At 63.3% G+C, this 24,382-nt stretch carries 26 protein-coding genes; 12 read left to right on the top strand and 14 right to left on the bottom strand.

All coding sequences use genetic code 11. The features are described from left to right. The first annotated feature begins 153 nt into the window (after positions 1-153). Positions 154-2,805 (top strand): HAD-IC family P-type ATPase, encoded by a 2,652-nt coding sequence (locus ACERIT_RS03095; protein WP_373673338.1) that lies wholly within the window; start codon positions 154-156, stop codon positions 2,803-2,805. A gap of 100 nt (positions 2,806-2,905) precedes the next feature. Here ACERIT_RS03095 and ACERIT_RS03090 read toward each other — a convergent pair whose 3' ends face one another. The 3 genes from ACERIT_RS03090 to ACERIT_RS03080 form a co-directional block, all read right to left on the bottom strand. After that, positions 2,906-4,753, bottom strand: coding sequence for an SLC13 family permease (locus ACERIT_RS03090; RefSeq protein ID WP_373673337.1), 1,848 nt, complete (start codon positions 4,751-4,753; stop codon positions 2,906-2,908). A 166-nt stretch (positions 4,754-4,919) separates the two neighbouring features. Continuing rightward, positions 4,920-5,372, bottom strand: coding sequence for a type IV pilin (locus ACERIT_RS03085; protein WP_373673336.1), 453 nt, complete (start codon positions 5,370-5,372; stop codon positions 4,920-4,922). Between the two features lie 328 nt (positions 5,373-5,700). Further along, positions 5,701-5,922: a hypothetical protein gene (locus ACERIT_RS03080; RefSeq protein ID WP_373673335.1), complete on the bottom strand. Its 222-nt coding sequence runs from the start codon at positions 5,920-5,922 to the stop codon at positions 5,701-5,703. A 303-nt stretch (positions 5,923-6,225) separates the two neighbouring features. Here ACERIT_RS03080 and ACERIT_RS03075 point away from each other — a divergent pair, with 303 nt between their 5' ends. Genes ACERIT_RS03075 through ACERIT_RS03065 form a run of 3 tightly spaced genes read left to right on the top strand, consistent with a single transcriptional unit; the run spans position 6,226 to position 8,732 of the window. Next, positions 6,226-6,576 carry a hypothetical protein gene (locus ACERIT_RS03075; protein ID WP_373673334.1) on the top strand — a complete coding sequence of 117 codons (351 nt, stop codon included), beginning with the start codon at positions 6,226-6,228 and terminating at the stop codon, positions 6,574-6,576. 47 nt (positions 6,577-6,623) lie between these two features. Continuing rightward, on the top strand, positions 6,624-8,408 hold the full coding sequence (locus ACERIT_RS03070; protein WP_373673333.1) for a nitrite/sulfite reductase: 1,785 nt from the start codon (positions 6,624-6,626) through the stop codon (positions 8,406-8,408). A 9-nt stretch (positions 8,409-8,417) separates the two neighbouring features. Then, entirely contained in the window at positions 8,418-8,732 is a 315-nt protein-coding gene (locus tag ACERIT_RS03065) for a DUF6360 family protein (RefSeq protein ID WP_373673332.1), read from the top strand. A 24-nt stretch (positions 8,733-8,756) separates the two neighbouring features. On the opposite strand, the gene ACERIT_RS03060 is transcribed toward ACERIT_RS03065, so the two are convergent. The 3 genes from ACERIT_RS03060 to ACERIT_RS03050 form a co-directional block, all read right to left on the bottom strand. After that, positions 8,757-9,869, bottom strand: a complete 1,113-nt coding sequence (locus ACERIT_RS03060; RefSeq protein ID WP_373673368.1) for an MFS transporter — start codon at positions 9,867-9,869, stop codon at positions 8,757-8,759. A gap of 218 nt (positions 9,870-10,087) precedes the next feature. After that, positions 10,088-10,585, bottom strand: coding sequence for a hypothetical protein (locus ACERIT_RS03055; protein WP_373673331.1), 498 nt, complete (start codon positions 10,583-10,585; stop codon positions 10,088-10,090). A gap of 261 nt (positions 10,586-10,846) precedes the next feature. Further along, the gene (locus tag ACERIT_RS03050) at positions 10,847-11,245 is read right to left on the bottom strand and encodes a winged helix-turn-helix transcriptional regulator (protein ID WP_373673330.1); all 399 of its coding nucleotides are present in this window, start codon (positions 11,243-11,245) and stop codon (positions 10,847-10,849) included. A gap of 125 nt (positions 11,246-11,370) precedes the next feature. Here ACERIT_RS03050 and cysS point away from each other — a divergent pair, with 125 nt between their 5' ends. Together cysS and ACERIT_RS03040 are read left to right on the top strand one after the other, a co-directional pair. Continuing rightward, a complete protein-coding gene (gene cysS / locus ACERIT_RS03045) occupies positions 11,371-12,900 on the top strand; it encodes a cysteine--tRNA ligase (RefSeq protein WP_373673329.1) in 1,530 nt (509 codons plus the stop codon). 86 nt (positions 12,901-12,986) lie between these two features. Then, positions 12,987-13,514 carry a DUF2062 domain-containing protein gene (locus ACERIT_RS03040; RefSeq protein ID WP_373673328.1) on the top strand — a complete coding sequence of 176 codons (528 nt, stop codon included), beginning with the start codon at positions 12,987-12,989 and terminating at the stop codon, positions 13,512-13,514. A 19-nt stretch (positions 13,515-13,533) separates the two neighbouring features. Here ACERIT_RS03040 and ACERIT_RS03035 read toward each other — a convergent pair whose 3' ends face one another. The 3 genes from ACERIT_RS03035 to ACERIT_RS03025 all read right to left on the bottom strand — a co-directional run bounded on the left by ACERIT_RS03035 (position 13,534) and on the right by ACERIT_RS03025 (position 15,463). Beyond that, on the bottom strand, positions 13,534-13,818 hold the full coding sequence (locus ACERIT_RS03035) for a DUF357 domain-containing protein (protein WP_373673327.1): 285 nt from the start codon (positions 13,816-13,818) through the stop codon (positions 13,534-13,536). A gap of 105 nt (positions 13,819-13,923) precedes the next feature. Further along, positions 13,924-14,562, bottom strand: a complete 639-nt coding sequence (locus ACERIT_RS03030; protein ID WP_373673326.1) for a rubrerythrin family protein — start codon at positions 14,560-14,562, stop codon at positions 13,924-13,926. A gap of 40 nt (positions 14,563-14,602) precedes the next feature. Then, entirely contained in the window at positions 14,603-15,463 is an 861-nt protein-coding gene (locus ACERIT_RS03025) for a sulfurtransferase (RefSeq protein WP_373673325.1), read from the bottom strand. Between the two features lie 283 nt (positions 15,464-15,746). Between ACERIT_RS03025 and ACERIT_RS03020 the strand changes: the two genes are divergently transcribed. After that, the gene (locus ACERIT_RS03020; protein ID WP_373673324.1) at positions 15,747-16,547 is read left to right on the top strand and encodes a sulfurtransferase; all 801 of its coding nucleotides are present in this window, start codon (positions 15,747-15,749) and stop codon (positions 16,545-16,547) included. A 64-nt stretch (positions 16,548-16,611) separates the two neighbouring features. Next, a complete protein-coding gene (locus ACERIT_RS03015) occupies positions 16,612-17,679 on the top strand; it encodes an NAD(P)/FAD-dependent oxidoreductase (protein WP_373673323.1) in 1,068 nt (355 codons plus the stop codon). Between the two features lie 151 nt (positions 17,680-17,830). Here ACERIT_RS03015 and menD read toward each other — a convergent pair whose 3' ends face one another. Beyond that, positions 17,831-19,690, bottom strand: coding sequence for a 2-succinyl-5-enolpyruvyl-6-hydroxy-3-cyclohexene-1-carboxylic-acid synthase (gene menD / locus ACERIT_RS03010; protein ID WP_373673322.1), 1,860 nt, complete (start codon positions 19,688-19,690; stop codon positions 17,831-17,833). A gap of 104 nt (positions 19,691-19,794) precedes the next feature. On the opposite strand from menD, the gene grpE reads away from it, so the two are divergent. Further along, complete coding sequence (gene grpE, locus ACERIT_RS03005) at positions 19,795-20,505, top strand: nucleotide exchange factor GrpE (RefSeq protein WP_373673321.1); 711 nt, start codon at positions 19,795-19,797, stop codon at positions 20,503-20,505. Positions 20,506-20,548: 43 nt separating this feature from the next. On the opposite strand, the gene surE is transcribed toward grpE, so the two are convergent. Both surE and ACERIT_RS02995 read right to left on the bottom strand, forming a co-directional pair. Further along, positions 20,549-21,385 (bottom strand): 5'/3'-nucleotidase SurE, encoded by an 837-nt coding sequence (surE, locus tag ACERIT_RS03000; protein WP_373673320.1) that lies wholly within the window; start codon positions 21,383-21,385, stop codon positions 20,549-20,551. A 203-nt stretch (positions 21,386-21,588) separates the two neighbouring features. After that, positions 21,589-21,999, bottom strand: coding sequence for a winged helix-turn-helix transcriptional regulator (locus ACERIT_RS02995; protein WP_373673319.1), 411 nt, complete (start codon positions 21,997-21,999; stop codon positions 21,589-21,591). A 141-nt stretch (positions 22,000-22,140) separates the two neighbouring features. Here ACERIT_RS02995 and ACERIT_RS02990 point away from each other — a divergent pair, with 141 nt between their 5' ends. Then, positions 22,141-22,701, top strand: coding sequence for a DUF2703 domain-containing protein (locus ACERIT_RS02990; protein WP_373673318.1), 561 nt, complete (start codon positions 22,141-22,143; stop codon positions 22,699-22,701). Between the two features lie 69 nt (positions 22,702-22,770). Continuing rightward, entirely contained in the window at positions 22,771-22,983 is a 213-nt protein-coding gene (locus ACERIT_RS02985) for a hypothetical protein (protein WP_373673317.1), read from the top strand. On the opposite strand, the gene ACERIT_RS02980 is transcribed toward ACERIT_RS02985, so the two are convergent. Next, complete coding sequence (locus tag ACERIT_RS02980; RefSeq protein ID WP_373673316.1) at positions 22,960-23,151, bottom strand: type IV pilin; 192 nt, start codon at positions 23,149-23,151, stop codon at positions 22,960-22,962. The genes ACERIT_RS02985 and ACERIT_RS02980 overlap by 24 nt on opposite strands. A gap of 135 nt (positions 23,152-23,286) precedes the next feature. Further along, a complete protein-coding gene (locus tag ACERIT_RS02975; RefSeq protein ID WP_373673315.1) occupies positions 23,287-23,481 on the bottom strand; it encodes a hypothetical protein in 195 nt (64 codons plus the stop codon). A gap of 169 nt (positions 23,482-23,650) precedes the next feature. Here ACERIT_RS02975 and ACERIT_RS02970 point away from each other — a divergent pair, with 169 nt between their 5' ends. After that, positions 23,651-24,289, top strand: coding sequence for an RraA family protein (locus ACERIT_RS02970; RefSeq protein WP_373673314.1), 639 nt, complete (start codon positions 23,651-23,653; stop codon positions 24,287-24,289). Positions 24,290-24,382 lie beyond the last annotated feature (93 nt).

Raw genomic sequence — 24,382 nt, 5'->3', positions numbered from 1 at the left:
ATCGGTGCTTCACGGATCGATTGGTGGAGTCACGGTTTGGAATCAAAAGCGCTTTTCGCGATGGAATAGGATATCCAAACTTTCGAACCGTGATAACACGACTCTCAAAGTGGAAACCGTCCTAAACGTGGAGCCCATATTCATATCCAAGCCATGGCTACACAAACGATCCGCCTCGATATCTCGGGGATGTCCTGTGCCAACTGTTCGGCGACGATCAGGGACACACTGGAGGACCTCGAGGGTGTCGAGGAGGCGACGGTCAACTTCGCCACTGACGAGGGATCGGTAACCTACGATCCCGACCAGGTGTCGCTGGCCGTGATCCTCGGGGCGATCGAGGAAGCGGGCTATGATCCGGTTACGGAGACGGCCACGATCGCGGTCAGCGACATGTCGTGTGCCAACTGTGCGGAGACGATCGAATCCACACTTGCGGACACGCCGGGGGTGATCGACGCGGAGGTGAACTATGCCACCGACGAGGCGCAGGTGACCTCCGTTCCCGCCGCGACCTCGATCGAGAACCTGTATGCGGCGATCGAGGACGCCGGTTATTCGCCGGTCCGTGAGCAGGACCCCGACGCGGAGGGATCGGGCGAGGACGCCCGAGACGCCGCTCGAGAGGCGGAGATTCGCCGCCAGCTCCGGCTCACCCTCTTTGGAGCCGCCCTCTCCCTGCCGTTTCTCGTGTTCCTCGCCGATCGCTTCCTCCTCGGGGGGACGCTCGTCCCCGAGGTAGTCTTCGGTGTCGAGATCGGATGGATCGAGTTCCTCCTCGCGACGCCCGTTCAGGCCATCCTCGGCTGGCAGTTCTACAGGAATTCCTACACGGCGCTCGTGAAGAACCGTCAGGCCAACATGGACGTCCTGATCGCGCTTGGCTCCTCGACGGCGTATCTCTACTCCATCACGGTCCTCGTGGGGCTGATCGCGGGCGGGCTCTACTTCGATACGGCTGCGTTCATCCTCGTGTTCATCACGCTCGGGAACTACCTCGAGGCTCGGTCGAAGGGACGGGCCGGCGAGGCTCTGCGAAAGCTTCTCGAGATGGAGGCCGAGACGGCCACGCTCGTCGACGAGGACGGGGGTGAGACGGAGGTTCCCCTCGAGAACGTCGAGGTCGGCGACCGAATGAAGGTTCGGCCGGGCGAACGGATCCCGACCGACGGCGTCGTCGTCGACGGCCAGTCCGCCGTCGACGAGTCGATGGTCACCGGGGAATCGGTACCGGTCGAGAAGGGGACTGGGGACGAGGTAGTCGGTTCGACGATAAACGAGAACGGCGTGCTGATCGTCGAGGCAACGAAGGTCGGTTCCGATACGGCGCTCCAGCAGATCGTCGAGACAGTCAAACGGGCCCAATCGCGCCAGCCGGAGATCCAGAACCTCGCTGACCGCATCTCGGCGTACTTCGTACCCGCAGTCATCGCGAACGCCCTCCTGTGGGGCATCGTCTGGTTCCTGTTTCCCGAATTGCTCGCCGGCTTCGTCGAGGGGCTTCCGCTTTGGGGAACGGTTGCCGGTGGCCCCGCCCCGGCAGGTGGAACCGTCTCGGTCTTCGAGTTCGCGGTCATCGTCTTCGCCTCCGCGGTGCTCATCGCCTGTCCCTGTGCGCTGGGGCTTGCGACGCCCGCCGCAACCATGGTCGGAACGAGCATCGGCGCACAAAACGGCGTCCTGTTCAAAGGCGGGGACGTCCTCGAGCGCGCCAAGGACATCGACACGGTCGTCTTTGACAAGACGGGAACGTTGACGAAAGGAGAGATGGAGGTGACCGACGTGGTCGTGATCGATCAGGACGGGGAGCCGGTCCCTGACGGCGGCGCCGCAAGCACCGCGAGCGATCCGTCGGCGGAGTCCCGCTCCGACGAGACGGACGTCGAGGACGGCCGCGTTGCACGCGATCGGCGCTCCGAGAACGGCGTGCTCCAACTCGCGGCGAGAGCCGAACGGAACAGCGAACATCCGCTCGCCCGAGCGATCGTCGACGAGGCGGAGGAGCGCGACCTTGAGGTGACCGGACCTGACGAGTTCGAGAACGTTCCGGGGCAGGGAGTCCGCGCGCTCGTCGACGGCGCCGAGGTACTCGTCGGCAATCGAACGCTCCTGCTGGAACACGGAGTCGATCCGGCACCCGCAGCGGAGACGATGGAGCGTCTCGAATCGGAGGGCAAGACCGCGATGCTCGTCGCCGCCGACGGGGACCTCGTCGGCGTGGTTGCCGACGCCGACACGATCAAAGAAAGCGCCGAGTCAGCGGTACGGGCACTTCGCGACCGGGGTACCGAGGTCATGATGATCACCGGTGACAACGAGCGGACCGCCCGTGCGGTCGCAACGCAGGTCGGTATCGATCCCGAGAACGTCCGCGCGGAGGTCCTTCCAGAGGACAAATCCGACGCCGTCGAACGCATTCAGGAGACCGGGCGCCGAGCAATGATGGTCGGCGACGGCGTCAATGACGCCCCGGCACTCGCGGTCGCATACGTCGGGACCGCGATCGGCTCCGGAACCGACGTCGCGATCGAGGCGGCGGACGTGACGTTAATGCGTGATGATCCGATGGACGTTCTGAAGGCGATCCGCGTCTCCGAGGCGACGCTCCAGAAGATCAAACAGAACCTCGTGTGGGCGCTCGGCTACAACACGTTGATGATCCCGCTTGCGTCGCTCGGGCTGCTCCAGCCCGTGCTCGCCGCTGCCGCGATGGCATTCTCCAGCGTCTCCGTGTTGACGAACAGTCTGTTATTCCAGCGGTACGTCCCCGATCGCGACTACGAACTGTTCGGTCGGCTTCGCTGACCCGGCCTTTCGTCGAGTGCCGGTGACGAGAATCGAAGGATCAGAAGCGGAGACGAAGATCGGACGCTCAGGAGCCGTGATCGATACCCGGCACGTCGCGTTACCCTGACAGTCCCCAGCCGACGGTGATCCCGATCGTCGCGACGATCGCCAACAGGAGCTGAAGCGGGCCGCCAACCCTGAGAAAGTCCCTGAACTCGTAGCCGCCGGGACCGTACACCATCAGGTTCGTCTGGTAGCCCACCGGCGTCATGAACGACGTCGCGGAGGCGAACATCACCGCCAGCAGGAACGCGAACTCGTTGGCGCCGAGTCGCACGGCGGCATCGACTCCGACAGGGATCATCAACACTAGCGTGGCGACCGGAGTGATGACGCTCGCCAGCGCTCCCGAAACGAGGTACAGAACCAACACCACGCCGAAAAGCGGCAGGACGTCGGCGATGGCGACGAGGAACGACGAGACCACCGCGGCACCACCCGTCTCCTCAAGTGCGATACCGAGCGGGATGACGCCCGCAAGCAGGAAGACTACGTTCCAGGAGACGGCACGGTAGGCGTCAGCCGTCCGCAGACAGCCCGTAACGACCATGCCGACCACGCCGCAGAGTGCAGCGATCACGATAGGGAGCACGTTCAACGCCGCGAGCGCGACGACGACGGCGAGAATGCCGATGGCGATGGGAGCCTTCGTGGATATCGGTGCGATCTCGTCGATGTCACCGGTGGCCAGCCGATCGAAGGCCGTCTCGTCGGCGACGAGCAGTTCGCCCGTATCGGTGAAATACCGGATCGACGCCGGTGTCGTCCGGACCAAAAGCAGGTCTCCGGATCGAAGCGTCGTCTCCGCGATCCCGGTTCGGATGAGATCGCTGCCGCGACGTACGGCGAGCACGGTCGTCCGGTGGTATTCCTCGAGACCCGTCTCCGCGACCGACTCACCGACGTATCGTGAGCCGTCGGGCACGATCGCCCGCGCAAGCGTGCCGTTCGTTGCCGTCGCTTCGAAGGTGTCATCGGTGACCGGCTCGCGAACGAGTTGGCTGAGGTGAGCCGTCTCGCGAAAGCGATTTACTGCCTGTAACGATCCGTGAACGACGAGGATGTCGTCCGCCTCGATGAGTCGATCCGAACGGGGCCCGGCATACGCCTCGCCCTCCCGACGCACCTGGAGAATCCGGACATCAGGACGGTCGGCGTCAAGTTCGGCGACCGACGCTCCGACCGCGACCGACTGCGAACGAACCCGCATGAACGTGAGGTGATCCTCGAGATCGAACTCCGAGACCGCCTCCGCATCCGGGGGAATTCGGGCGGGCGTCAGCCGCCATCCGATCGTCAGGAGGTATCCGATCCCGACGAACAGGAGTACCGCACCCAGTCCCGTGAACTCGAACATACCGATCCCGTCGCGGCCGTCGATCAGGAGTCGGGCGAAGTCGCTCGCGAGGATGTTCGTCGACGTTCCGATGAGCGTGAGCGTTCCGCCGAGAATTGCAGCATACGAGAGTGGCAACAGGAGTTTCGAGGGGCTGAGGTTCGATTGTTCTGCAAGCTTCGTGACCATCGGGACGAAAACCGCGACGACGGGCGTGTTGTTGACGAATCCCGCGATCGGGCCCGTGGTACAGACGGTGGCGACGAGCGCTCGATATTGTTTGCCCGCGGTGAAGTCGGCGAGATGGACGCCGAGCCGCTCGACGATTCCCGTCTCTTGAATGCCCGCGCTCAGCATGTACATGGCGATGATCGTGACGGTTGCGGGATTCGCAAACCCGGAGATCGCCTCGCGGGCGCCGACGCCGGTCCACGGCTCCAGAATGACGAGCGTCGCCATGACCGCGATCGCGGTGACGTCGTTGGGAACGATCTCGGTGAGGAACGCCACGAGCGTCCCGAGAATGAGGAGGAAGACGACTACGATCCCCGGAACCTCCAAGAGGAGCATACTCCGTTATATGAGCTATCCGTCTTTATTGTTCGCTCTCGGTTCGATCGAGGTCGAACGTTCCCGGGCTCGTCCCGATCGGGTTCTCTCGGAGAGTGAACTATCCGGAATACTGGAAACGGAATGAAGGACGGGAAAACGAACTGCCATCAGCAGAGTCGGATGATCAGGCCGAGTAGTCGGGTGCCGTACTGGTGGCGAGCGTCGCCGACGACTCGCCGTTCGCGGATTCCCAGTTCACGCGGACGGTCTGGCCGCTCCAGTCGCCGTCGAGCGTGGCGATGTGTGACGACCCCGCAGAGATGCTTGAGTCGGTCCACGTTTCCCCACTCGTAAATCCGACTCCGGCGCTTTCGGTGAGACGAACGACGTCCGAGGAGCCGTCGATCGTGTCGCCACCAGCATGAGTGATCGTAACGTTGTCGTTTGTGCCCTCTCCGTTGTCCTCATACTGGAAGTTGAAACTCGCCGTCGGCTGGGTGTTCTGGAGATCGTTGCCGAGGCCGAGCACGAAGGTACCGATCACGGCCGCGAGAATGACAGTGATGGCCACCATCAAAATGACGCCGATGACCGGCGAGACCGCGCGTTCGTCGCTGAAGAGTGTCGTGATTTTCATGGGATGGTGATCCGAACCGGACGCGACCGAGACGCCGGAACACGACGCAGAATCGTGTCCCGCAGCTCGGGGCGATCGGGGAACTGTTACTTATGGATATTGGATGGAGAGATACTTAACCCTTCCCGCTGACACATATTCTCAGGCACGGAGTGGATCCGACAAAAACGACGTTTAAATGGCTTCTGTCCCTGTTCTGCTGTTTACTCTATCACTAGCCATCCTGAAACGTTACGGATTACTGAACGTTTCCTCGAGAACGGTGACCGTTCTCGGGCGGGTTACGGAAAAGCAAGGAGAAAGCCCGGCGTTCCCGTCGAGGAGGATGTCAATCGTCGAGATCGGTTACCGCGTTTCCGCGGTCACCGTCTCCACGCTCGCCGCCATCGGTGTCGGCATCGTCGTTGTTCTCACGCTGTTCGCTCAGTTGCTCCCAGATCTCGGTACATCCCGCACCGGTCGGTACCTCACGGAGATGCTCGCCCTCCTCGGCAGTGACTGGTTCCACATCGGGCGACTCCGTGTTGATCGACGCGGCGTTTTCGGTCATTCGGCCTCGTCCCCCTCGGGGAGGCGATCGAACAGTTCGGGTGCGACGTCGGCGGAGGCGTGTTCCCTGTGGGATCTTGCGGTCATCGAACGTTGGTATGGGCCCTATCGGATTAAACGAACTCTCCCGAACAAGGACTACCGGCGCTTGTCGAAACCGGGGGTCCTTGCAGGTATCTCGAACGCTGATTGACCATCCGATCCGCGCGTCATCGATCGATCTCAGCGCGATACCGCGTCACGGTTCACGACGATGGTTACGGACGCCGACGGTGTTTCCCCCACGGACGCCCTCTCGTCGGATATGACTGTCTCGTTGCGGACGCTCGATGACGGCGCGTGGGTGTCTTTGAACGACGAGCGACGCGCCGGAACGAGCGAGCTGTGGTACGTGAAGGGTATCTGTGGCTGTCCGATCGCCGATTTCGTCGTGGAGGGAATCACGGACGTCTCGGTCGACGGGGGAACGATCGCGGCGGAGACGTACGGGCGCTGTATCCAGTGTGGACACTCGACGTCGACCGGCCCGATCCCGATCGGACGGGTGAGGGAGGGACGCTACGAGCCACTCGCGACGGCTGCGGTCCGACGTCCCGGCGGACGACGGGAGGTTCGGAAAGACTCTCCGGTATCCGGAAGCTCCGGGGAGGATTGACGGCGAGGGACGCTTTAGGGAAGTCCCGTTCCGAGGGAGAATCAGAGATGCCCACGGACGTAGAGCGATGGAAATCCGAGACGTACGGCAACGAGATACGCGAGCACCTCTTCGAGTTCGCCGAGCAGGGCTGGGAGTCGATTCCCGAGGACGAACACGACGAGTGGTTCGAGCGCTTCAAGTGGTGGGGACTGTACCACCAGCGGAACGGCCAGGAGAGCTACTTCATGATGCGGATCGGCACTCCGAACGGCGTGTTGAAACCGGGGCAGGTGCGCGTCGTCGGCGAGATAGCCGACGAATACGCCCGCGGACCCGGCGAGAATCCGGAGTTCGGAGCAGCCTACTGCGATTGGACCACCCGCCAGTCGATCCAGCTCCACTGGATCCGCTTAGCGGACGTCCCCGCGATCTTCGAGAAGTTGGAGGCCAACGGCCTCTCGACCCAGCAGGCGTGTGGCGACTCCTGGCGCAACATCGTCGGCTGTCCGGTCGCCGGCAAGGACCGATATGAGTTCGTCGACGCGCTACCGGTCGCGATGGATCTCCACGAGACGTTCAAGGGCAACGACGATCACTCCAACCTCCCGCGCAAGTGGAAGGTGAGCGTCACGGGCTGCCGTGAGGGGTGCGGACAGGGCGACATCAACGACCTCGCGTTCGAGCCCGCCGAAAAGGACGGCCGCAAGGGATTCAACGTCCGCGTCGGCGGCGGCCTCGCACGCAACGAGCCCCGACTCGCCCGCGACATCGACGTCTTCGTCGAACCCGATCGGGCCGAGGACGTCGCGGGTGGCCTCTCGGCGCTGTTTCGTGAATACGGCGACCGCGAGGACCGCTATTCCGCGCGCAGCAAGTTCCTCGTCGATGAGTGGGGGGCCACGAAGGTTCGTCACATCCTCCAGGAGGAGTTCGTCGACTTCGAACTCGAGACGGCCGGTGAGGATCTCCGCGGAGAGTACACCTACAACGCGGGTCGGTCCGCGGACGATCTCCCGAACGGCGGCCACAGCGATCACGTGGGCGTTCACGAACAGGCGGACGGGAACTACTACGTCGGCCTGAACGTGCTCGTCGGGCGGCAGGGCGTCGATGACGTCCTCGAACTCGCCGACATCGCCGACGAGTACGGCTCCGGAGAGATCCGGATCACACAGCGTCAGAACGTTCTCGTGACCGACGTTCCCGAATCGAACCTCGACGACCTGCTCGCGGAGCCGCTCCTCGAGGACTACTCGCCGGATCCGCACCCGTTCATGCGCGGGTCGATCGCCTGTACGGGCACGGAGTTCTGCTCGCTCTCGATCGTCGAGACGAAGAACCGGCAGGTCCGGTACGCTCGCTGGCTCACGGAGAACGTCGAGCTTCCGGCGGGCGTCGAGGACTTCCATATCCACCTGTCGGGCTGTACCGCCTCCTGTGCCCAGCCTCAGATCGCCGACATCAGCCTTCGGGGGATGAAGACTCGAAAGGACGGCGAACCCGTCGAGGCGCTCGACATTGGCCTCGGCGGCGGGCTCGGCGAGGATCCCCGCTTCGCCGAGTGGGTCGGCCAGCGCGTTCCCGCCGACGAAGTTCCCGGGGCGATCGCGAACCTGATCGGTCACTTCGCTGACCGTCGCGAGGGGACCGAGAGCTTTCGCGAGTTCATCGAGCGGTCGGAGACGGAGGGGACCCTAGAGGAGTTGATCGAGCCCGAGGAAACGAGCTACGAGGATCCCTATATGCACAACACGAAGATGACGTGGTATCCCTACGCCGACGAGGACGAGTTGAACGCGAGTCCCGCGCCAGCCCGGGCGGACGGAACGGCCAGTACCGGAGACGATTGAGTCCCGTCGATGCCCGATCGACTCATCCGGGTGAACGCCTACACGACCTTCGACCTGCTTGATGGAGTCGCGACCGGCCACGACTTCGAGGAGGAGGCCTACGCCGTGTTGAACGTGACCGCCCCCCGAACGGATCCCGATCACCTCACGCTCGAACTGGAACTCGACAACGCCGAGTTGACCGACCTTCCGGCACACGCCGATCGAGTGACCCTCTCCGCCGATGAGGCGCGCGAACTCGCCGCCGAACTGGAGTCGTACGCCGATCGCGTCGAGGCGGCCGGAGAGGACGGGTCAACAGCGGATACAGCAGCGAGCACGTGATCCCGATGGCGATGCGCCCCGCGTTCACGTGCTGGTTCCGAACGCGATCGCGAAGAACCCGATGATCGTCGCGGCCAGCGTCAACAGGATGGCAGCGGTGTACCCGTTCGTATAGGCGACGCTGGCGGTTCCCAGCGGCGGCATGGCCAGGGAACCGACCCCGCCGGCGACGTTGAAGACGCCGACGATGGCGGTGTCCATCTCGGGGTCGTAGACCCCCATCAAAAGCGGGACGTAAAGCGTCGCACAGCCTCCGAGCCCGAGCCCGACGAGAATGATGCCGACCGCCATCGTCGGCAGCGACGGTGCGAGGAACGCCGTGATCCCGACGGTCGTACAGCCCAACGAGCCGAGGAAGGCGCGTCTGGCTCCGATAACGTCCGCGACGTATCCGCCACCGATCCGCGAGATGATGCTGACGCCGCCGATGGCGCCGAACGCGGCCGAGGCCGTGGCACCGGCCAGCCCTCGGGCGGCAAAGAGGTCGATCGCGTACGCCGCAAGCAACTGGTACCACGCGAACGCGAGGCCGATCCCGACGAAGAGAAGCCGAAACCGCCGCGTTCGGACCAGCCCACCGACCCACCCGATGAGTTCGCCCGGCGTCGCGGTCGAATGCTCGGCCCACCGCGGGCGGCGACAGACGAGCCCGACGAGCAGGAACACGACGGTCGTAACGGACAGGATCGCGAGAAATCCACGGCGGATGCCGACGGTGGCGATCGCGTACTCCCAGATCGGCGGCAACAGGAAGAGGCCGAGACCGTTGCCGACGAAGATGAGACCGGTCGCGGCCCCACGACGTCGCTCGAACCAGCGGGGAACGATCGATGCGAGAAGGACGAACACGGTACCGAGCGCGAGCCCGAGGACGGCGAAAACGACGAGCAGTCCGGCGTACGATCCGACGACGAAGAGGGCGGGCGCGATGAGCCCAGTCGCGGCGGTACACGCAAGCAGTACGCCCCGGGCAGGCAACCGGGCCGAAAAGACGCCGATCGTCCCCGATCCGATGAAGAAGGTGAAAAGCATGACCGAAAAGACGGTCGAGAGCGCGATCGGCGAGATGCCGAACGTCTCGCTGAGCGGATCGCGAAGAACGCCATAGGAAAGCGGCGTTCCGAAGGTAAAGATCATCCCCACCGCCCCGAAGATCGCCACGATCCAACTGCGGCGGCCGTCGGGGGATTCATCCGAAACCCGGTCACTACGTGTAGTCACGAAGACCGGTATTCGATGAACCGGCGAAAGCGTTGTGGTCGCGGATGTATCCCCCGACGTTCGGTCGCCGGCCATCGGGGTCGAACGTGGAGAGAACCGGTCCCACTTCGGGAACGATCACTCTTCGGAAACGCTCACTCCGAGACCGATCTCGCGTACAGGACCGCAACCGGAATGGCGTAAATAATGTGCCCGAGTCCGGAAATCATCGTGGCCGGGATCCCGAAGTTCGGGAACGGCGGCGCGTTCGGGAAGCCGACAACTCCGAGCCACAAGGGCATCACGATGACCGCGAGAACGACGGTAGTGAGGATGCCGTATGCGACCCCCAGCCCGAGCGCCCCGCGAAGCGATCGGGCGGTCTCGTGGAACCATCCCGCCTGAACGAGCGCGACGTAGACCACTCCCAGGACGACGCCGTGGAACTGGTGAAGAGCCCACCCGGCGATCAGCGCCGGGCTTTCTATCCCGTACATCGCTGGAATCACGATCTCCAACAGCGGAGGCGGCATCACGTACATCATCAGTAATCCGAACGGAATGCTGCCAAGGAATCCGCCGACCGCTCCGGCGATCCACTGTTCGGAGGCGACTCCCATCGTTACGTCGGACGATCGGGTCTCAGTTGCCATGAGTACTCACACCAACAGCATCCCGATACATAACTGTAATCTGAGGGGAACGTAATCAGGTTACCTCGAGCACACCCGGTCACGGCCACGCCGAATTCGGTCCCGAGATAGATCCGCGTTACCTGTATGCAGGCGCTGTATCCCCACCCTACTCGCTTGTGCTTCCGACACCCGTCGGAAGCCCGGCGCTCGTTGAGGGTGGGGGCTTAGCGCCTGCATACAGCCAACTCCGCCGTTCGGTTCCCGAGAGCCCGATACGCCCTACCGATCGATTGCGGACGGATCGTCGGTATCCGGTTCCTCGAGGTGTTCAAGCCCCCAGTCACGCATCGCGTAGATCACCGGTTCGAGCGATCGACCGTGGTCCGTAAGTGAGTATTTGACCCTGATTGGTTTTTCATTTATCACGTCGCGATCGACGAGGTGTTTCTCCTCGAGATCGTCGAGACTGTCCGAAAGGACCTTACTCGAGACGCCGTCGACGTGCTCTTTGAGCTCGTTGAATCCGCTTGGACCGTGTTCGAGCAGTCGGTGAACGATGACCGGATGCCACTTCTTCCCGATCAGCGACGACGTCGTCGTGACCGGACACCACTCCTCCCCGGCACACCACACCTCGAGTCGTCCGACAGGCCCCGTGTGATCGGTATCCTCGTCCATGGTAATATCTACCACCTCGATCGGATAACGATTACGTCGGACACGTACTCTCCGTAGTGCCATCCGCAGTCTCCCGATCGGACCGATCGACGCGTTGAAAGGCTCGCCACGAGAAACCGGCCGTAATGACCCTCTCCGTGACGGACACCCTTCGGGACGAACGCGTGGAGTTCACGGTCGACGGCGACGACGTGCTGTTGTACGTCTGCGGGTTGACGGTCTCGGATGACCCCCACCTGGGTCATGCCCGGATGTGGGTCCACGCCGATATCCTCCACCGGTGGCTCGATCACCTCGGGTACGACGTCCGCCACGTCGAAAACGTGACCGACGTCAACGAGAAGATCACCGCACGTGTCGGTGAACGCGAGGAGTGGGACGGCGAACTCGACGTCGCGGAGACGTTCACCGCTACGGTCTTCGAGAGCATGCGCGGGCTCAATCTGCTTCGGGCGGAGGTGTATCCCCGGGTCTCCGAGCACGTCCCGGAGATCATCGATCTGGTCGGGTCGCTCGTCGAGACCGGCTACGCCTACGAGTCGAACGGGTCCGTCTACTTCGACGTCACCGCTTTCGAGGGGTACGGCGACCTCTCCAACCAGGATCCGGAGGACCTAGAGGCCCAGGGCGAGCCCGACGAACGCTCCGAAAAGCGGAATCCGGCGGACTTCGCGCTCTGGAAGGCCGGCGGCGTGAGCGAGACGGCGGTACGCGAACACCGCAAACACGAACATGACGGCGATCTGCCCGAGGGGAAAACCTGGGAGTCGCCCTGGAGCGAGGGACGTCCCGGCTGGCACGTCGAGTGCTCGGCGATGTCGATGGCACATCTGGGCGAGACGCTCGACGTCCACATGGGCGGACGCGATCTCGTGTTTCCCCACCACGAAAACGAGATCGCCCAATCGGAGGCGGCTACCGGCGAGACGTTCGCGCGCTATTGGATGCATGCCGGCCTGCTCTCGATGGAGGGCGAGAAAATGTCCTCGTCGATCGGCAACTTCTGGACGGTTCCCGACGCGCTCGAGAACCTCGGGGTCAACGTCCTCCGGACGTTCTATGCGGGCGCGTCCTACCGGTCCGAGCAGGCGCTCACCGACGAGTCGATCGCCGAGGCCGAGGAACGCTGGGGCCGGCTCTCGCGAACTTACGATCGTGCCGTCGAGGCTGCGGACTCCGTGGACGCGCACACGAAGACGGTCGACGACGATCTGCGGGCGGCGATCGACGCGACCCGCGAGGGCTTCGAGGCGGCGATGAACGACGATCTCAACGTCCGGGAGGCCACGGCATCGCTGCTCGATCTCACCGACGCCGTCAATCGTCACCTCGACACGGCCGAGGATGCGAGGAGGCCGGGAGTGGACGTGAGCTCCGACTCCGACATCGGATACGACTACCGCGGTCTCCGTCGGACGATCGAGACCTTCGAGGAATTCGGCGAGGACGTTCTCGGGCTCCGATTCGACGCCCGTGACGGGGGTGACGGGGAGGTCGAACTCGCGGCCGAACTCGTCGAACTCCTTCTGGATCTCCGTGAGTCCGCTCGCGAGGCGGGCGAGTACGAGCGCGCGGACGAACTGCGCGATGCGCTTGCGGAGATCGGCGTCGTGGTCGAGGACGGTCCGGAAGGGCCGACCTACCGCTTCGAGTGATCGGAACGTCCTCGAAACGCCCAGCCACTGACATCTGCCGCCGACAAGTATTTTCGCTCCGGCGTACTACGGCGTTCGGATAACAAATGACGAGGATGCGATCGCGGGCGAGTGCGTGGCGAGGACGGCTCCGTGAGGGACTCCACGACGCGTTCGCCGAGACACACACGCCACGTGAGATCGCCGGGAGCTTCTCCTTCGGTGTCTTCGTCACGATGTTGCCGACGGTCGGCGTGGGACTGCTCGTGTTCGTCGTGTTGGCGTGGCTCTTCGATGGAGTAAGCAAACTCGCGTTCGTGGCCTCCGCACTCCTCATCAACCCCCTCGTGAAATCCGGCGTCTATGTCGCGAGCTTCGCGATCGGTGTCTTCCTTCTCGGGCCCGCCGAGGGCGCGAGCGTGGGATTCGGGAGTCTCTCGTCGCTGTCGTTTTCCGCCGGTCGCGCGATCGCGATCCGCCTGTTGGTCGGCAACGTGATCCTCTCGGTCGCGACGATCGTCCCCAGCTATCTCGTCTGTTACCGACTCGTGGAGGCCTACCGTGCCCGCGATCTGGAACTCGTTGAGGAGATCGAAACCGTCGTAGCCCCCGAAGACGAGCCGGCTCGGACGTGAGATTCTGGCCTGCTTCGATTCACATCGTGAATAGTTCGGTATCCTCGGGAATCTCGAAGAGCCCGAATCGGGTACCGGCGTCGAGCCAGCCGTACCCATACGAGAACGATGCGAGCGCGTTGACCGGGTCGTCGGTCTCGCGAAAATGTCGGCCATCCCGGAGGTACGATTCGGCCATCTCGCGACATTCGTCGGCCGCCTCCCCCAGTGGTGTGTCGGCGGGCGCAACTGCCTCGGCCTCCGAAAGCGCATCCGCAAGCATCCGCTCGTAGCGATCGGTCTTCTCCTCGAGATCGGCAGGCATACACGTCGATCGACGACGGAATCATAAAAAGGGAATCGTCAACCATCCGGCGAAATGCGAGCGAGGCTGCGGGAGTGAGGGAACCTGATCAAGGATGGCGACGCCTCAACAGACCGGCTTCGGATCGACGCCGAGTGACTCCAGCGTCTCGACGTGTTCGTCGTAGGCGACCTGGACGACCGTCGCGGCCGCCTCGGTCGCGGCCTCCAAATCGGCCTCGTCCGTACAGACGGCCTCGATCACGTCGAGCGCGCGTTCGCGTTGTCCCTCGAGATCCTCGCGAAGTTCGCGGAAGACTGCGGCCGTTTGTGGATCGGCATCGCCCACGAAGTAGCCGACGTATTGGGACTTCGACTCGTCGGCGACCATGATCCGGCCGAGCAGCGCGCCGGCACGTTCGATGGTCCCATCGATCGACCGGAGGTGGGCGGGGATCGCCGGGAGTTCGTCGTCGTAACCGTCGCTGTCCGCCTCGTCGATCTCCTCGCGGACGCGATCGAAATGGGCGCGCTCCTCCTCGGCGATCGCAGTGAAGATTTCCCGGGCAGTCTCGTTCGGTTCGTCTTCGGCCCACGAGTCGAAGGTCTCGGCGGCCGCGTGTTCGGCGTTTGCCGCCGCACGCAGGACGCGATCGGCATCGAGATCGCCCTCGGTGGCGGCGTACAGTGCCTTCGAGGAGCCGAGTCTGGACAGTTCGGTGGCGAGATTGGATCGGACGCTCTCGAGTACGTCGTCTGCGCTCATAGAAAACGGAAGGCGATGGACCGACTTAACGCTGTATCGTCTACTCGCCCGTTTCGATCGGCGCGTCGACGAGATTACCCCACTCGGTCCAGGACCCGTCGTAGTTGATGGTGTCCTCGTAGCCGAGCAGCTCGTGGAGCGCGAACCACGCAACGGAGGAGCGCTCGCCGATGCGGCAGTAGGCGATCGTCGTCTCGTCGCCGTGGATGTCCTCGTCGGCGTACAGTGCCTCGAGTTCATCGCGGGTCTTGAACGTCCCGTCATCGTTCGTTACGGCCGCCCACGAGATGTTCTTCGCGCCGGGTATGTGTCCGCCACGCTGGGCGGTCTCCTGGAGTCCCGGGGGTGCGAGGATCTCGCCGCTGTACTCCTCGGGCGAGCGCACGTCGACGAGCGGGACCCCGCGGTCGATCCCCTTCTCGACGTCATCACGGTACGCACGGATCGTCTCGTAGGGACCGCCCGCCTCGTAGTCGGTCTCCGGGAACGAGGGAACCTCATCCGTCGTCGGATAGTCGTTTTCGATCCAGTACTCGCGGCCGCCGTCGAGAAGCTTGACGTCGTCGTGGCCCCAATATTTGAACTGCCAATAAGCGTAGGCGGCGAACCAGTTGCTGTTGTCACCGTAGAGGACGACCGTCGAGTCGTCGCTGATGCCGTGTTCGCCAAGCAGCGTCTCGAAATCGTCCTGTTCGAGAATGTCACGCTGCGTTTGGTCCTGAAGCTGGCTTTCCCAGTTGAAGCCGATGGCTCCCGGCGCATGCGCCCCGTCGTACGCCTCGGTATCGACGTCGACCTCTACGAGCCGCAGGTCGTCGTCGTCGCTTTCGAACTCCTCGAGTCGCGCCTCCACCCAGTCGGCGGAGACGAGCACGTCATTCGCGTAATCGGAATCTCCCATGGCGTCTTCTCTTACGTGCTCACCCTATAAGGAACCAAACACCACGGCCAGTCACGCCTCTCGTTCGGAGCGGTGGCAATTATTGCGTGTTCGTCGGCGAGACACGACCGAGATCGTTGCCGAACGATCTCCCGCGTCGGTCCGCCTGCCGTCGATCTCAGTGTCGACGAAGCGGCCCATGCGCTGAAACCGACCGGAGGTTCCAAATGTTGCCGGTATCCGGAAGGGCCGGCCGAATCGTCGTGGGCCCGCGAAGTAATCTGTCCGGAGGAGAAAGGGGGTATTGATGACCGAGATCATCGTTCCGATCGCGTGGCTCGCAGCGCACCGTCAGGATCCGGATGTCCACGCGGTCGACGTCCGTGACAACTGGGAGTACGATGCGCTCGGACACGTCCCCGGCGCGGTAAACATCCCTTTCGAGGAGTTTCGCGATGCGGAGGGGCCCGACGCGGGCACTCTTCCCGGCGCGAAGGCGTTCGCGGAACTTCTGGGATCTGCGGGCCTCTCCCGGGAGGACACCCTCGTCGCATATGACGACACAAACGGCGTCTTTGCCGCGCGGTTTCTCGTCACCGCGCTCGTCTACGGCTTCGAGGACGTCCACCTGCTCGACGGAGATCTGAGCGCCTGGAAGCGCGATCATCCGGTTGACGACGAGTCCGTCTCTCCCGAATCGGTGCCCGTGGAACCTCGTCGCGTCAAGGGACCGGACTCGCCGATCGTGGGATACGACGAGGTCCTCGAACTAGGCGAGACTCCCGATAGCGACGCCGTCTTCGTGGATACCCGCGATGCCGACGAGTACGCGGCCGGACATCTCCCGGGTGCCATCAGGTTCGACTGGACTGAGGCCGTCGATCCTGACACGCGCGGATTTCGCGGAAAGGCTGACCTCCGCGAGCGCTTCGACGAGCGCGGGATCACGCCGGACCGTCCCGTCGTACTCTACTGTAACACCGCTCGTCGGCTCTCACACACGTACGTCGCACTCCGGTGGATCGGTTTCGAGGTCGTCCACATCTACGAGGGAAGCCTCGCCGAGTGGCGCGATCGCGGCGGCGAACTCGTCGAGGGATCGTGACTGAAACCGGTCATCGAGCCGCTCGGGCGCAACCTACATACGCCCCGATCGCAAATCAGTAGGTATGAGCGAGGACGCAGACGAACACCGACGGCTGATCATCGCCGGAACTGGGATCGCCGGGCTCACGGCGGGGATCTACGCCGCACGAGCGAACAACGAACCCCTCATTCTGGAGGGCGACGAACCGGGCGGACAGCTCACGCTCACCACCGACGTGGAGAACTATCCGGGCTTTTCGGAGGGAATCTCCGGCCCCGAGTTGATCAACGAGATGAAAGCGCAGGCGACGAAGTTCGGCGCGGAGACGGAACACGGGATCGTCGAATCCATCGACGACTCCGAACGCCCCTTCCGCGTCCGGTTACAGAACGGCCACGTCTACACCTGCGACGCCTTTATCGCCGCCTCCGGCGCGTCAGCGCGGACGCTCGGGATCCCCGGCGAGGACGAACTCATGGGGTATGGCCTCTCGACGTGTGCCACCTGTGACGGCGCGTTCTTCCGCGGAGAGGACATGCTCGTCGTCGGCGGCGGGGACGCAGCCATGGAGGAGGCCACGTTCCTCACCAAGTTCGCTGATACCGTCTATCTCATCCACCGCCGCGAGGAATTCCGAGCGGAGGACGTCTGGATCGACCGCGTGATGGAGCAGGTCGAGGAGGGCGACATCGAGATCCGAAAGAACACGGAAGTCACGGCGCTCCACGGGACACAGGAGGAGGGGATCGACTACGTGACGCTCGTCGAACATCCGGCGGGTCATCCAACCGAGAAACTCGAGGATCCCGAGACCGCGGACGAGGTCAACGTGTACGACTTCGACGTCGGGGCCGTCTTCTTCGCCATCGGCCACACGCCGAACACGGATTACCTGACGGAGACCGACGTCGAGTTGAACGAGGATGGATATCTGCGAACCGAGGGTGGCTCCGGTGCCGGTCAGACCCGAACCGGCGTCGAGGGACTGTTCGGTGCCGGCGACGTCGTCGACTACCACTACCAGCAGGCGGTCACCGCCGCCGGCATGGGTAGCAAGGCCGCGATCGACGCCGACGAATACCTCACGGAACTCGAACGCGCCGGCGAACTCGCCGAACCGGACGCGAGTCCGGCCACGGCCGACGACTGAGAACGCACGCGGACCCTCCGTCGCGCCGAGATTCCTCTCGTGAGTGCTCGTCATCGTGCCGAGACCTCGTGAGCGTTCACCGTCACGGTGACTGTTCGCTCGATCACGACGCCACCGTTCACGCGATATCCGATTTCACTCCCGCCCGACTTCACTTCCCGTCCAACACGGCCTCGACTGTGCGTTCACGAAGCCGTTTGCGGGTTTGATGGCTCGCCTTGGCGTCGGTCCGGACGTCGATCAGAGTGCTCCCCGAGCGCTCGCGCGCCGCCCGATACGCCGCTACGAGTGCGGCGGTCGGGTCGGTGTCAGCCTTGCTCGAATGGCTATCCTCGCCGTCGACGGTCTCGCCGCTTCCACCCTCGTGATCGACAGCCTGGCCGACGTCCCCGCGAGCGTCGATCCGCTCGTAGGTCAAGCCGTGAAGATCGGCGAGCGACTCGAACTCGAGGCCGTGAGGCGTTTTGAACCACTCCGTGAACTCGGGATCGAACTCCTCGATCGGTAGTTGATGAAAGATCCCGCCACCGTCGTTGTTGATCGTGACGACCGTCGCATCGAGATCGAGGCGTTCCAGCGCCAACAGCCCGTTCGAGTCGTGATACAGGGCGAGATCCCCGAGAACGATTGTGAGGTCGTCGGTCGTCGCCGACCCGGCACCGAGTCCCGTCGAGACGATGCCGTCGATGCCGGAGACGCCACGGTTGCCATCGACGGTGAGGTTCCTCGTCGTCGGCCGAGCGAACCGATCGAGATCACGAACCGGCATCGAGTTGGAGACGAACAATGTCGCGGGATCCGGGACCGATTCGGCGATCGTCGCGACTGCACGCCCCTCGAAGAACTCCGAGGACTCCTCGAGGACCTCGAAGGCACGCTCGTCGGCACGTTCCCATTGGGTACGCCAGGCGCTTGCTCCACCGCCGGCGACCAGCCGCGAGAGGTCGCCACACAGACGGTTCGGCTCGGCGACGACGAGATCGGTCGCCGTGAACTCCGCCTCACGCCAGCGACCGATGGGGTCGACGACGTACTGGTCAGCATCGACCGCCGCAAGGTACTTCCGGAGGCGCTTCGAGGTGGGCGAGGCGCCGATCCGGAGGATGACATCGGGGTCGCGCCACGTCTCCGGCGGAGTCCCCGCCAGGTCGGCCGAGAGGTAGGCATCGTAGCCCCCGATCACGGGAGCGACGCGAGTGTGTCCCCCGAACCGGACCCCCGAAAGCGGATCGGCGAGGATCGGGTGACCGGTGGCGTGAGAGAGCGCGGTGACTGCCTCCGGATCGAGCCCAGGCGGGTCGGCCGGTCCGGCGACGATCAGCCCACGATCGACCGAGAGGTCGTCCGCGAGCGCTCGCAGATCGCGATCGTCGATCCTCGTCGCCCCGCTCGTTCGATCGACGTACGGGCCCTCCCGTCCGGTCTCGGCCGCCGGATCGAGGTCCGCGGGTACGTCGTCCGGGACGGGAGTCGGCTCCAGGGGTTTGGCGAACGGGACGTTGAGGTGGACCGGGCCCGGATCGACGCCCTCGGCTGCCTCGATCGCCCGGGCGATCGTGGTCCTGACCGAAGTCAGGGCCCGGTCGGTCGCGGCGGGCTCCGGAAGGTCCTTGTAGAACCGGACCGCGTCTCCGTAGAGCTTCTCCTGGTCCGCCGTCTGGTTGGCACCCGAATCGCGCAGCTCCGGAGGGCGGTCGGCGGTGAGCGCGAGGAGGGGCACGCGCCCCCGATCGGCCTCCATCACGGCCGGATGGTAGTTGGCGGCGGCAGTCCCCGAGGTGCAAACGAGTGGGGTGATCTCGCCGGTTCGGCGGGCTCGTCCGAGCGCGAAGAAGGCGGCCGACCGCTCGTCGAGTTGTGAGAACACGTGGACGTCCTCGTGGCGTGCGAACGCCATCGTCAGTGGCGTCGACCGGCTGCCCGGCGAGATCACGGCGGCCGAGACCCCGGCGCTCGCCAGTTCGTCGACGATCGCGTTCGCCCACAGCACGTTCCGGTTCGGCGCGGTCATGATGCCCGATTCATCACGCGAGGAGTTATAAACCGGCGAAAGCGATCGCGGTCGGCCGATTCGTTTTTGCAAGTCTTATGCCCGCCGATGACCACCGATCGATCATGAGCGAGGACGACGCCGTTGAGATCGAGTTCGAGGACGAAGATCGGGACCCCTCGACGTCCGAGAGGGACGACACCGGCGGCGACGTCGATGCCGAACGCGATGGCGAATCAGACGTGAACGTCGAAGATGACGCTACCACTGAGGAGTCCCATCTCGCGGCCCGAATCGCAGATCTCGACGCCGAGGATGCAGACACGCTTGCCGAGGAGGTAGCCGATCTGGAGGCCCGACTCGAGGAACGGGAGTCCCGAATCGAGACGCTGGAGGACGAACTCGACGATCGCGACGCCGAGATCGACGATCTCACGGAGCGCCTCAAGCGCAAGCAGGCGGACTTTCAAAACTACAAACAGCGCGCGAAGCGCCGTCAGGAGGAAATCAAAGAGCGCGCAGCCGAGGACCTCATCGAGCGGATCGTTCCCGTCCGCGACAACCTCCTGCGTGCGCTCGACCAGGAGGCGGGTACCGACATTCGACCCGGCGTCGAGTCGACGCTCGGCGAGTTCGATCGGGTCCTCGAAGAGGAGAACGTCGAGACCATCGATCCCGAACCCGGTCAGGACGTCGATCCCCGCCGACACCAGGTGATGCTCCGAGTCGAAAGCGACCAGCCCGAGGGGACGATCGCCGAGGTCTATCAGCCCGGCTACGAGTTGGATGGTTCCGTGATCCGCGAGGCACAGGTCACCGTCAGCGACGGACAATAGGCCTCGACGGACGACTCGGTCCGTCCCTGTCCGTGTCACCGTTTCAGTCGTCGTGGGACATCGGATCGACGTCGACGCTACCGTAAGTCTCCGCGAGTCCGTCGAGCGCCTCGTGGTGGCTGTTCGCGTGTGGCGCCGTGAGCGGCGAGACCGACACGCGTCCCTCGACGATCGCTCGCCGGTCGGTTCCCTCCGGGTCGGGGACCTCTCCGGTCCGCATCCGATCCCAAATCCGGTCGTGGATCGTCACGCCGTTGCCATCCGCGGCGCGACTTGCACCCATCTCGTAGAGCCGGGAGGGTTCGGTCACGTCCATCGGTGCCCGTTCGGTCGGGGGCGGACCGGTCTCGCCGTCGGCCATCGGCGCGTTCACGTTCAGATAATCGATCTGATCGAAGACTCCCGCGTCGAGGGCGTGGTCGACGAGGTACTCGGTGGCTGCCATCGCGTGAGCGAAATCGGTCTGATCGAACGACCGATCCGCTAGGTCCTCGTCGACCGGGACGTACAGCGAGGTCGCGATCGCTGGAACGTCGAAGAAGGCCGCCTCGACGGCTGCAGAGATCGTCCCGGATCGACCGAGGACGTATTCACCGAGGTTGGCACCCTCGTTGCAGCCGGCGACCACGATGTCGGCATCGGGAACGAGTTCGCTAAGGCCGACGATCGCACAGTCGGCAGGCGTTCCCTCGACGGCATAGCCGAGTTCGTGGTCGTGGACGACCACATCGTTCGAAAGCGATCTGCCAACCGCGCTCTGGTCGGCCGCGGGAGCGACGGCGACGACATCGTAGGCATCCCCGAGCGCCTCATAGAGGGCCCGGAAACCGACGGTATCGATCCCGTCGTCGTTCGTGAGAAGGATCCGATCGACGCTCATACAATTATTAGGACCGGATACTTAAAAAGCGCTCCGCCGTGTACTGGCGGAAGATCGGGTCAGTGAACCGCCTCGGGGTCACGTGATTCGAGACGTTGTGTCCCGTCATCAGGGAAATCTTCGATTTTCGAGCGACTCCGAGGCACTCGGCCTGCTCCGCCCATAGATTGGATAGAAATCGCCTTACGAGCTACGAGGCAGCGTCAACACTGGTCTACTACTGTTACACATCCATCTGAGAGGGCTTCGTTGCGACACTCCTCCGACGTCTCTGAACAGTCCTGTCGACGATCGCCGTCCGTTCGGCCATGGAGTTCAACGAGTGACTCCAGTTCGCGAAGGTGGGTGGCGACCTGTGCTCCCTGCTCGGTGAGCGAATACGCCGTGGTTGGTGGCCTCGTCTCCTCGACAGTCCGCTCAATCAGCCCGTGGCAACTGAGTTCTGTAAGTCGTTGGGAAAGCATCGGCGCAGTCAGACCACTGAGTTCATGCTGTATCGCGTTGAACCCATGTGACCCCTCTGATAGTAGCCGAAGTATGTGAAGGGACCATTTCGGTCCGAGAACGTCCTGCAATCCGTGCCATTTCTCTTGCCACCGTTCGTTCTCTCCCATTGTCGCATTATCAGTCCTGTAGATTGATATACATTCGTGGTCCCTGCCCGTTTTTCACTACGGACGGTTTCAATACGCAAACCTCCTAAATATTCAATCACCTGACAATATATGGGCCGCCGGGATGTATCACGACCTGTAATGCGAGATCCCACAGCTGGCGGCGCTATTTCGGTTGTCCAGTCATCGGCCGAAGAGTACACACGGCGGACGGTTACCGTTGATCTCCTCTATCTCGACAACGAGTCCTGTGACCGATGTGTCGGGACTGAAGACGCACTCGAAACGGCGATCAAACGGATCGAGCCGATCGTTGAACCACTGGATGTTGGTATTACCGTCCGAGACATTCACGTGTCTACGCTGGAGGGTGCTAAGGCGACACAACTGGCGGTCTCGCCCACGATACGCATCGATGGGCACGATATCCAACCGGACTATCGTGAAAGTACCTGTGAACCGTGTGGTGATCTCCGTGACTGTGCGGATGATGTCGATTGCCGGCTCTGGCGATATCGTGGCGAGGAGTACACGACCGCGCCTGTCGGACTTATTATCGAGGCCCTGATTCGGGCGATCGGTCCGACCCAGACACGGTTTGACACCTCGCCTAATGGTGAGGCCGACCAACTCTCGTCGAACGTTCAGAACTTCTTCAGCCACTCGGAAGACGTCGAGTCCGAGTGTGGCTGTGGCTGCTGAACGGATGGCCACTATCGCGAGAGAATCTCCCGGTGTCGCTGCCGGTGAACGGGAGAGAGATATCCCAGTGTGGCCGAGGAGCCGCCGTCCGAGGCCTGCCAGTTGACCGAGACGGTTTCACTCTCCCAGTTAGCCGTCGATGGTGTAAAATCTTTGGACGTTCCTGCACTGACGATCGCCTCTATCGGAGTGGTCTGGATAAGGAGCCTGGTCGAGATAGCAGAATTGAAACTAAAAACCGATCAGGGACTGAAGGTGCTAGTAATACCCATCATCGATTAGATCAGCCACTCGATCCGCGATCACCGTGATGTCGATCCCGAGAACCATCGTCGCCAATACGCCAGCGATTATCACGGTTAACCCGACCATTAAGACCACGCCGATCGGCGAGGAGGCGGCTCGATCGCTGCCGGTGACCCCGAGCATGCTGTCGGTGGAGATGGGCATATGTTTCCGTAGAGTCGGGGAGTACAAGAATCGTTCGGGTATTCAACAAGTCCGTTGACGAGGGCGGTCACAAATCGATGCGTCGCTGGTCAATGGAGTGGTGAACTCCGTCAGTCGTCGATGTCGAGCGACCGATCACCGAACGTTTTGTCGGTACTCCGTGACTCTGCGAAGCGCCTCGATCGGCCGATCATTCGCAAGGAGCTTCTCGGCCTCCTCCCGAATGTCTCCATCGAGCAACCCCCGATCGGCGAACTCGTCGACAAGCCGTTCGGCTTCCCGCTCGTAGTCACGATCCGGCTCCCCCCGAACCCGTACGTGCTTGGTCATCATGGATGCCTCCTATTGGAAATTGATCGGGTGACATATATAAACCTATGCCCATCAGTACCATGGCGATTTGAGGACGAGTCGATCGGTCCACATTCGTCGTTTCTCGTGGTCGACCCCGGGTTCTACCGGCAGAGATCATTTATATCCCCTACTCGTTGAATCCGTTATGCCAACACGCACGGATCCGGTGAACGAAACGCTGCTCGACGGATTTCGGGAGCTATCGACGCCCGTCGTGGCCGATACGAAACACCAGGGTGTAGCCGTTCTGAGCGGCTCGATCGAGGCGATTCACGCCGGCTGTTCGGTCGTCGGGGCGGCTCGGACGACAAGGGTGGATCCGTCAGCGATCTGGCCCCCCGTCGAAACCCTCGTCGACGCCGACGCGGGCGACGTCATCGTGATCGATGCCGGTGGCTGTATCGAGGAGGCGGTCTGGGGCGAGTTGCTCTCCACGTACGCGGAAACGATCGGAGTTGCCGGAATGGTCACTGACGGTGCCGTGCGGGACATCTCCGAGATACGAGATCTCGGATTTCCCGTCTTCGCACCGGCGCGTACCCCTCGCGGGCCGAGCGGAAGCGCGGAGATCGAACGGGACGTCCCGATAGCTCTCGGCGAGACGGTGATCGAACCGGGAGACATTGTGATGGGTGACGAATCCGGCGTCGCCGTCATCGATCGGAACGCCGCCGAGGAAATACTCGCCGATGCAAGGGAGATCGAGGAGACCGAACGAGCGGTGAGACGTCACATCGACGACGGGAAATCCCTGGAGGAGGCGTTCGAACACGCCGGGATGTAGGTGAACGCACACGTGAGAGAGGCCGGTGACCGTCGGTCCATCGACGACGTCCGCTAGTTCTATTCCGCCCCCAACAGAAGTCGGGCTTGCGTC

It is taken from the genome of Halopenitus sp. H-Gu1 (assembly GCF_041821145.1).
Lineage (GTDB): Archaea > Halobacteriota > Halobacteria > Halobacteriales > Haloferacaceae > Halopenitus.
The sequence above is the reverse complement of the archived record's forward strand: the minus strand, read 5'-3'. Positions and strand labels throughout refer to the sequence as shown.

What these genes read in the sequence shown, in the direction of transcription:
- menD (WP_373673322.1), bottom strand. Translation starts at nt 19,690, where the DNA reads ATGACCGCGCCGAACCGGAACGTGCTGTGGGCGAACGCGATCGTCGAC.
- ACERIT_RS03040 (WP_373673328.1), top strand. Translation starts at nt 12,987, where the DNA reads ATGACGAGGATGCGATCGCGGGCGAGTGCGTGGCGAGGACGGCTCCGT.
- ACERIT_RS03065 (WP_373673332.1), top strand. Translation starts at nt 8,418, where the DNA reads ATGCCCGATCGACTCATCCGGGTGAACGCCTACACGACCTTCGACCTG.
- grpE (WP_373673321.1), top strand. Translation starts at nt 19,795, where the DNA reads ATGAGCGAGGACGACGCCGTTGAGATCGAGTTCGAGGACGAAGATCGG.
- ACERIT_RS03055 (WP_373673331.1), bottom strand. Translation starts at nt 10,585, where the DNA reads ATGGCAACTGAGACCCGATCGTCCGACGTAACGATGGGAGTCGCCTCC.
- ACERIT_RS03015 (WP_373673323.1), top strand. Translation starts at nt 16,612, where the DNA reads ATGAGCGAGGACGCAGACGAACACCGACGGCTGATCATCGCCGGAACT.
- ACERIT_RS02990 (WP_373673318.1), top strand. Translation starts at nt 22,141, where the DNA reads ATGCGAGATCCCACAGCTGGCGGCGCTATTTCGGTTGTCCAGTCATCG.
- ACERIT_RS03075 (WP_373673334.1), top strand. Translation starts at nt 6,226, where the DNA reads ATGACTGTCTCGTTGCGGACGCTCGATGACGGCGCGTGGGTGTCTTTG.
- ACERIT_RS02975 (WP_373673315.1), bottom strand. Translation starts at nt 23,481, where the DNA reads ATGACCAAGCACGTACGGGTTCGGGGGGAGCCGGATCGTGACTACGAG.
- surE (WP_373673320.1), bottom strand. Translation starts at nt 21,385, where the DNA reads ATGAGCGTCGATCGGATCCTTCTCACGAACGACGACGGGATCGATACC.
- ACERIT_RS02980 (WP_373673316.1), bottom strand. Translation starts at nt 23,151, where the DNA reads ATGCCCATCTCCACCGACAGCATGCTCGGGGTCACCGGCAGCGATCGA.
- ACERIT_RS03085 (WP_373673336.1), bottom strand. Translation starts at nt 5,372, where the DNA reads ATGAAAATCACGACACTCTTCAGCGACGAACGCGCGGTCTCGCCGGTC.
- ACERIT_RS03095 (WP_373673338.1), top strand. Translation starts at nt 154, where the DNA reads ATGGCTACACAAACGATCCGCCTCGATATCTCGGGGATGTCCTGTGCC.
- ACERIT_RS03070 (WP_373673333.1), top strand. Translation starts at nt 6,624, where the DNA reads ATGCCCACGGACGTAGAGCGATGGAAATCCGAGACGTACGGCAACGAG.
- ACERIT_RS03030 (WP_373673326.1), bottom strand. Translation starts at nt 14,562, where the DNA reads ATGAGCGCAGACGACGTACTCGAGAGCGTCCGATCCAATCTCGCCACC.
- ACERIT_RS02970 (WP_373673314.1), top strand. Translation starts at nt 23,651, where the DNA reads ATGCCAACACGCACGGATCCGGTGAACGAAACGCTGCTCGACGGATTT.
- ACERIT_RS03080 (WP_373673335.1), bottom strand. Translation starts at nt 5,922, where the DNA reads ATGACCGAAAACGCCGCGTCGATCAACACGGAGTCGCCCGATGTGGAA.
- ACERIT_RS03050 (WP_373673330.1), bottom strand. Translation starts at nt 11,245, where the DNA reads ATGGACGAGGATACCGATCACACGGGGCCTGTCGGACGACTCGAGGTG.
- ACERIT_RS03090 (WP_373673337.1), bottom strand. Translation starts at nt 4,753, where the DNA reads ATGCTCCTCTTGGAGGTTCCGGGGATCGTAGTCGTCTTCCTCCTCATT.
- ACERIT_RS03035 (WP_373673327.1), bottom strand. Translation starts at nt 13,818, where the DNA reads ATGCCTGCCGATCTCGAGGAGAAGACCGATCGCTACGAGCGGATGCTT.
- ACERIT_RS03025 (WP_373673325.1), bottom strand. Translation starts at nt 15,463, where the DNA reads ATGGGAGATTCCGATTACGCGAATGACGTGCTCGTCTCCGCCGACTGG.
- ACERIT_RS02995 (WP_373673319.1), bottom strand. Translation starts at nt 21,999, where the DNA reads ATGGGAGAGAACGAACGGTGGCAAGAGAAATGGCACGGATTGCAGGAC.
- ACERIT_RS03060 (WP_373673368.1), bottom strand. Translation starts at nt 9,869, where the DNA reads ATGATCTTTACCTTCGGAACGCCGCTTTCCTATGGCGTTCTTCGCGAT.
- cysS (WP_373673329.1), top strand. Translation starts at nt 11,371, where the DNA reads ATGACCCTCTCCGTGACGGACACCCTTCGGGACGAACGCGTGGAGTTC.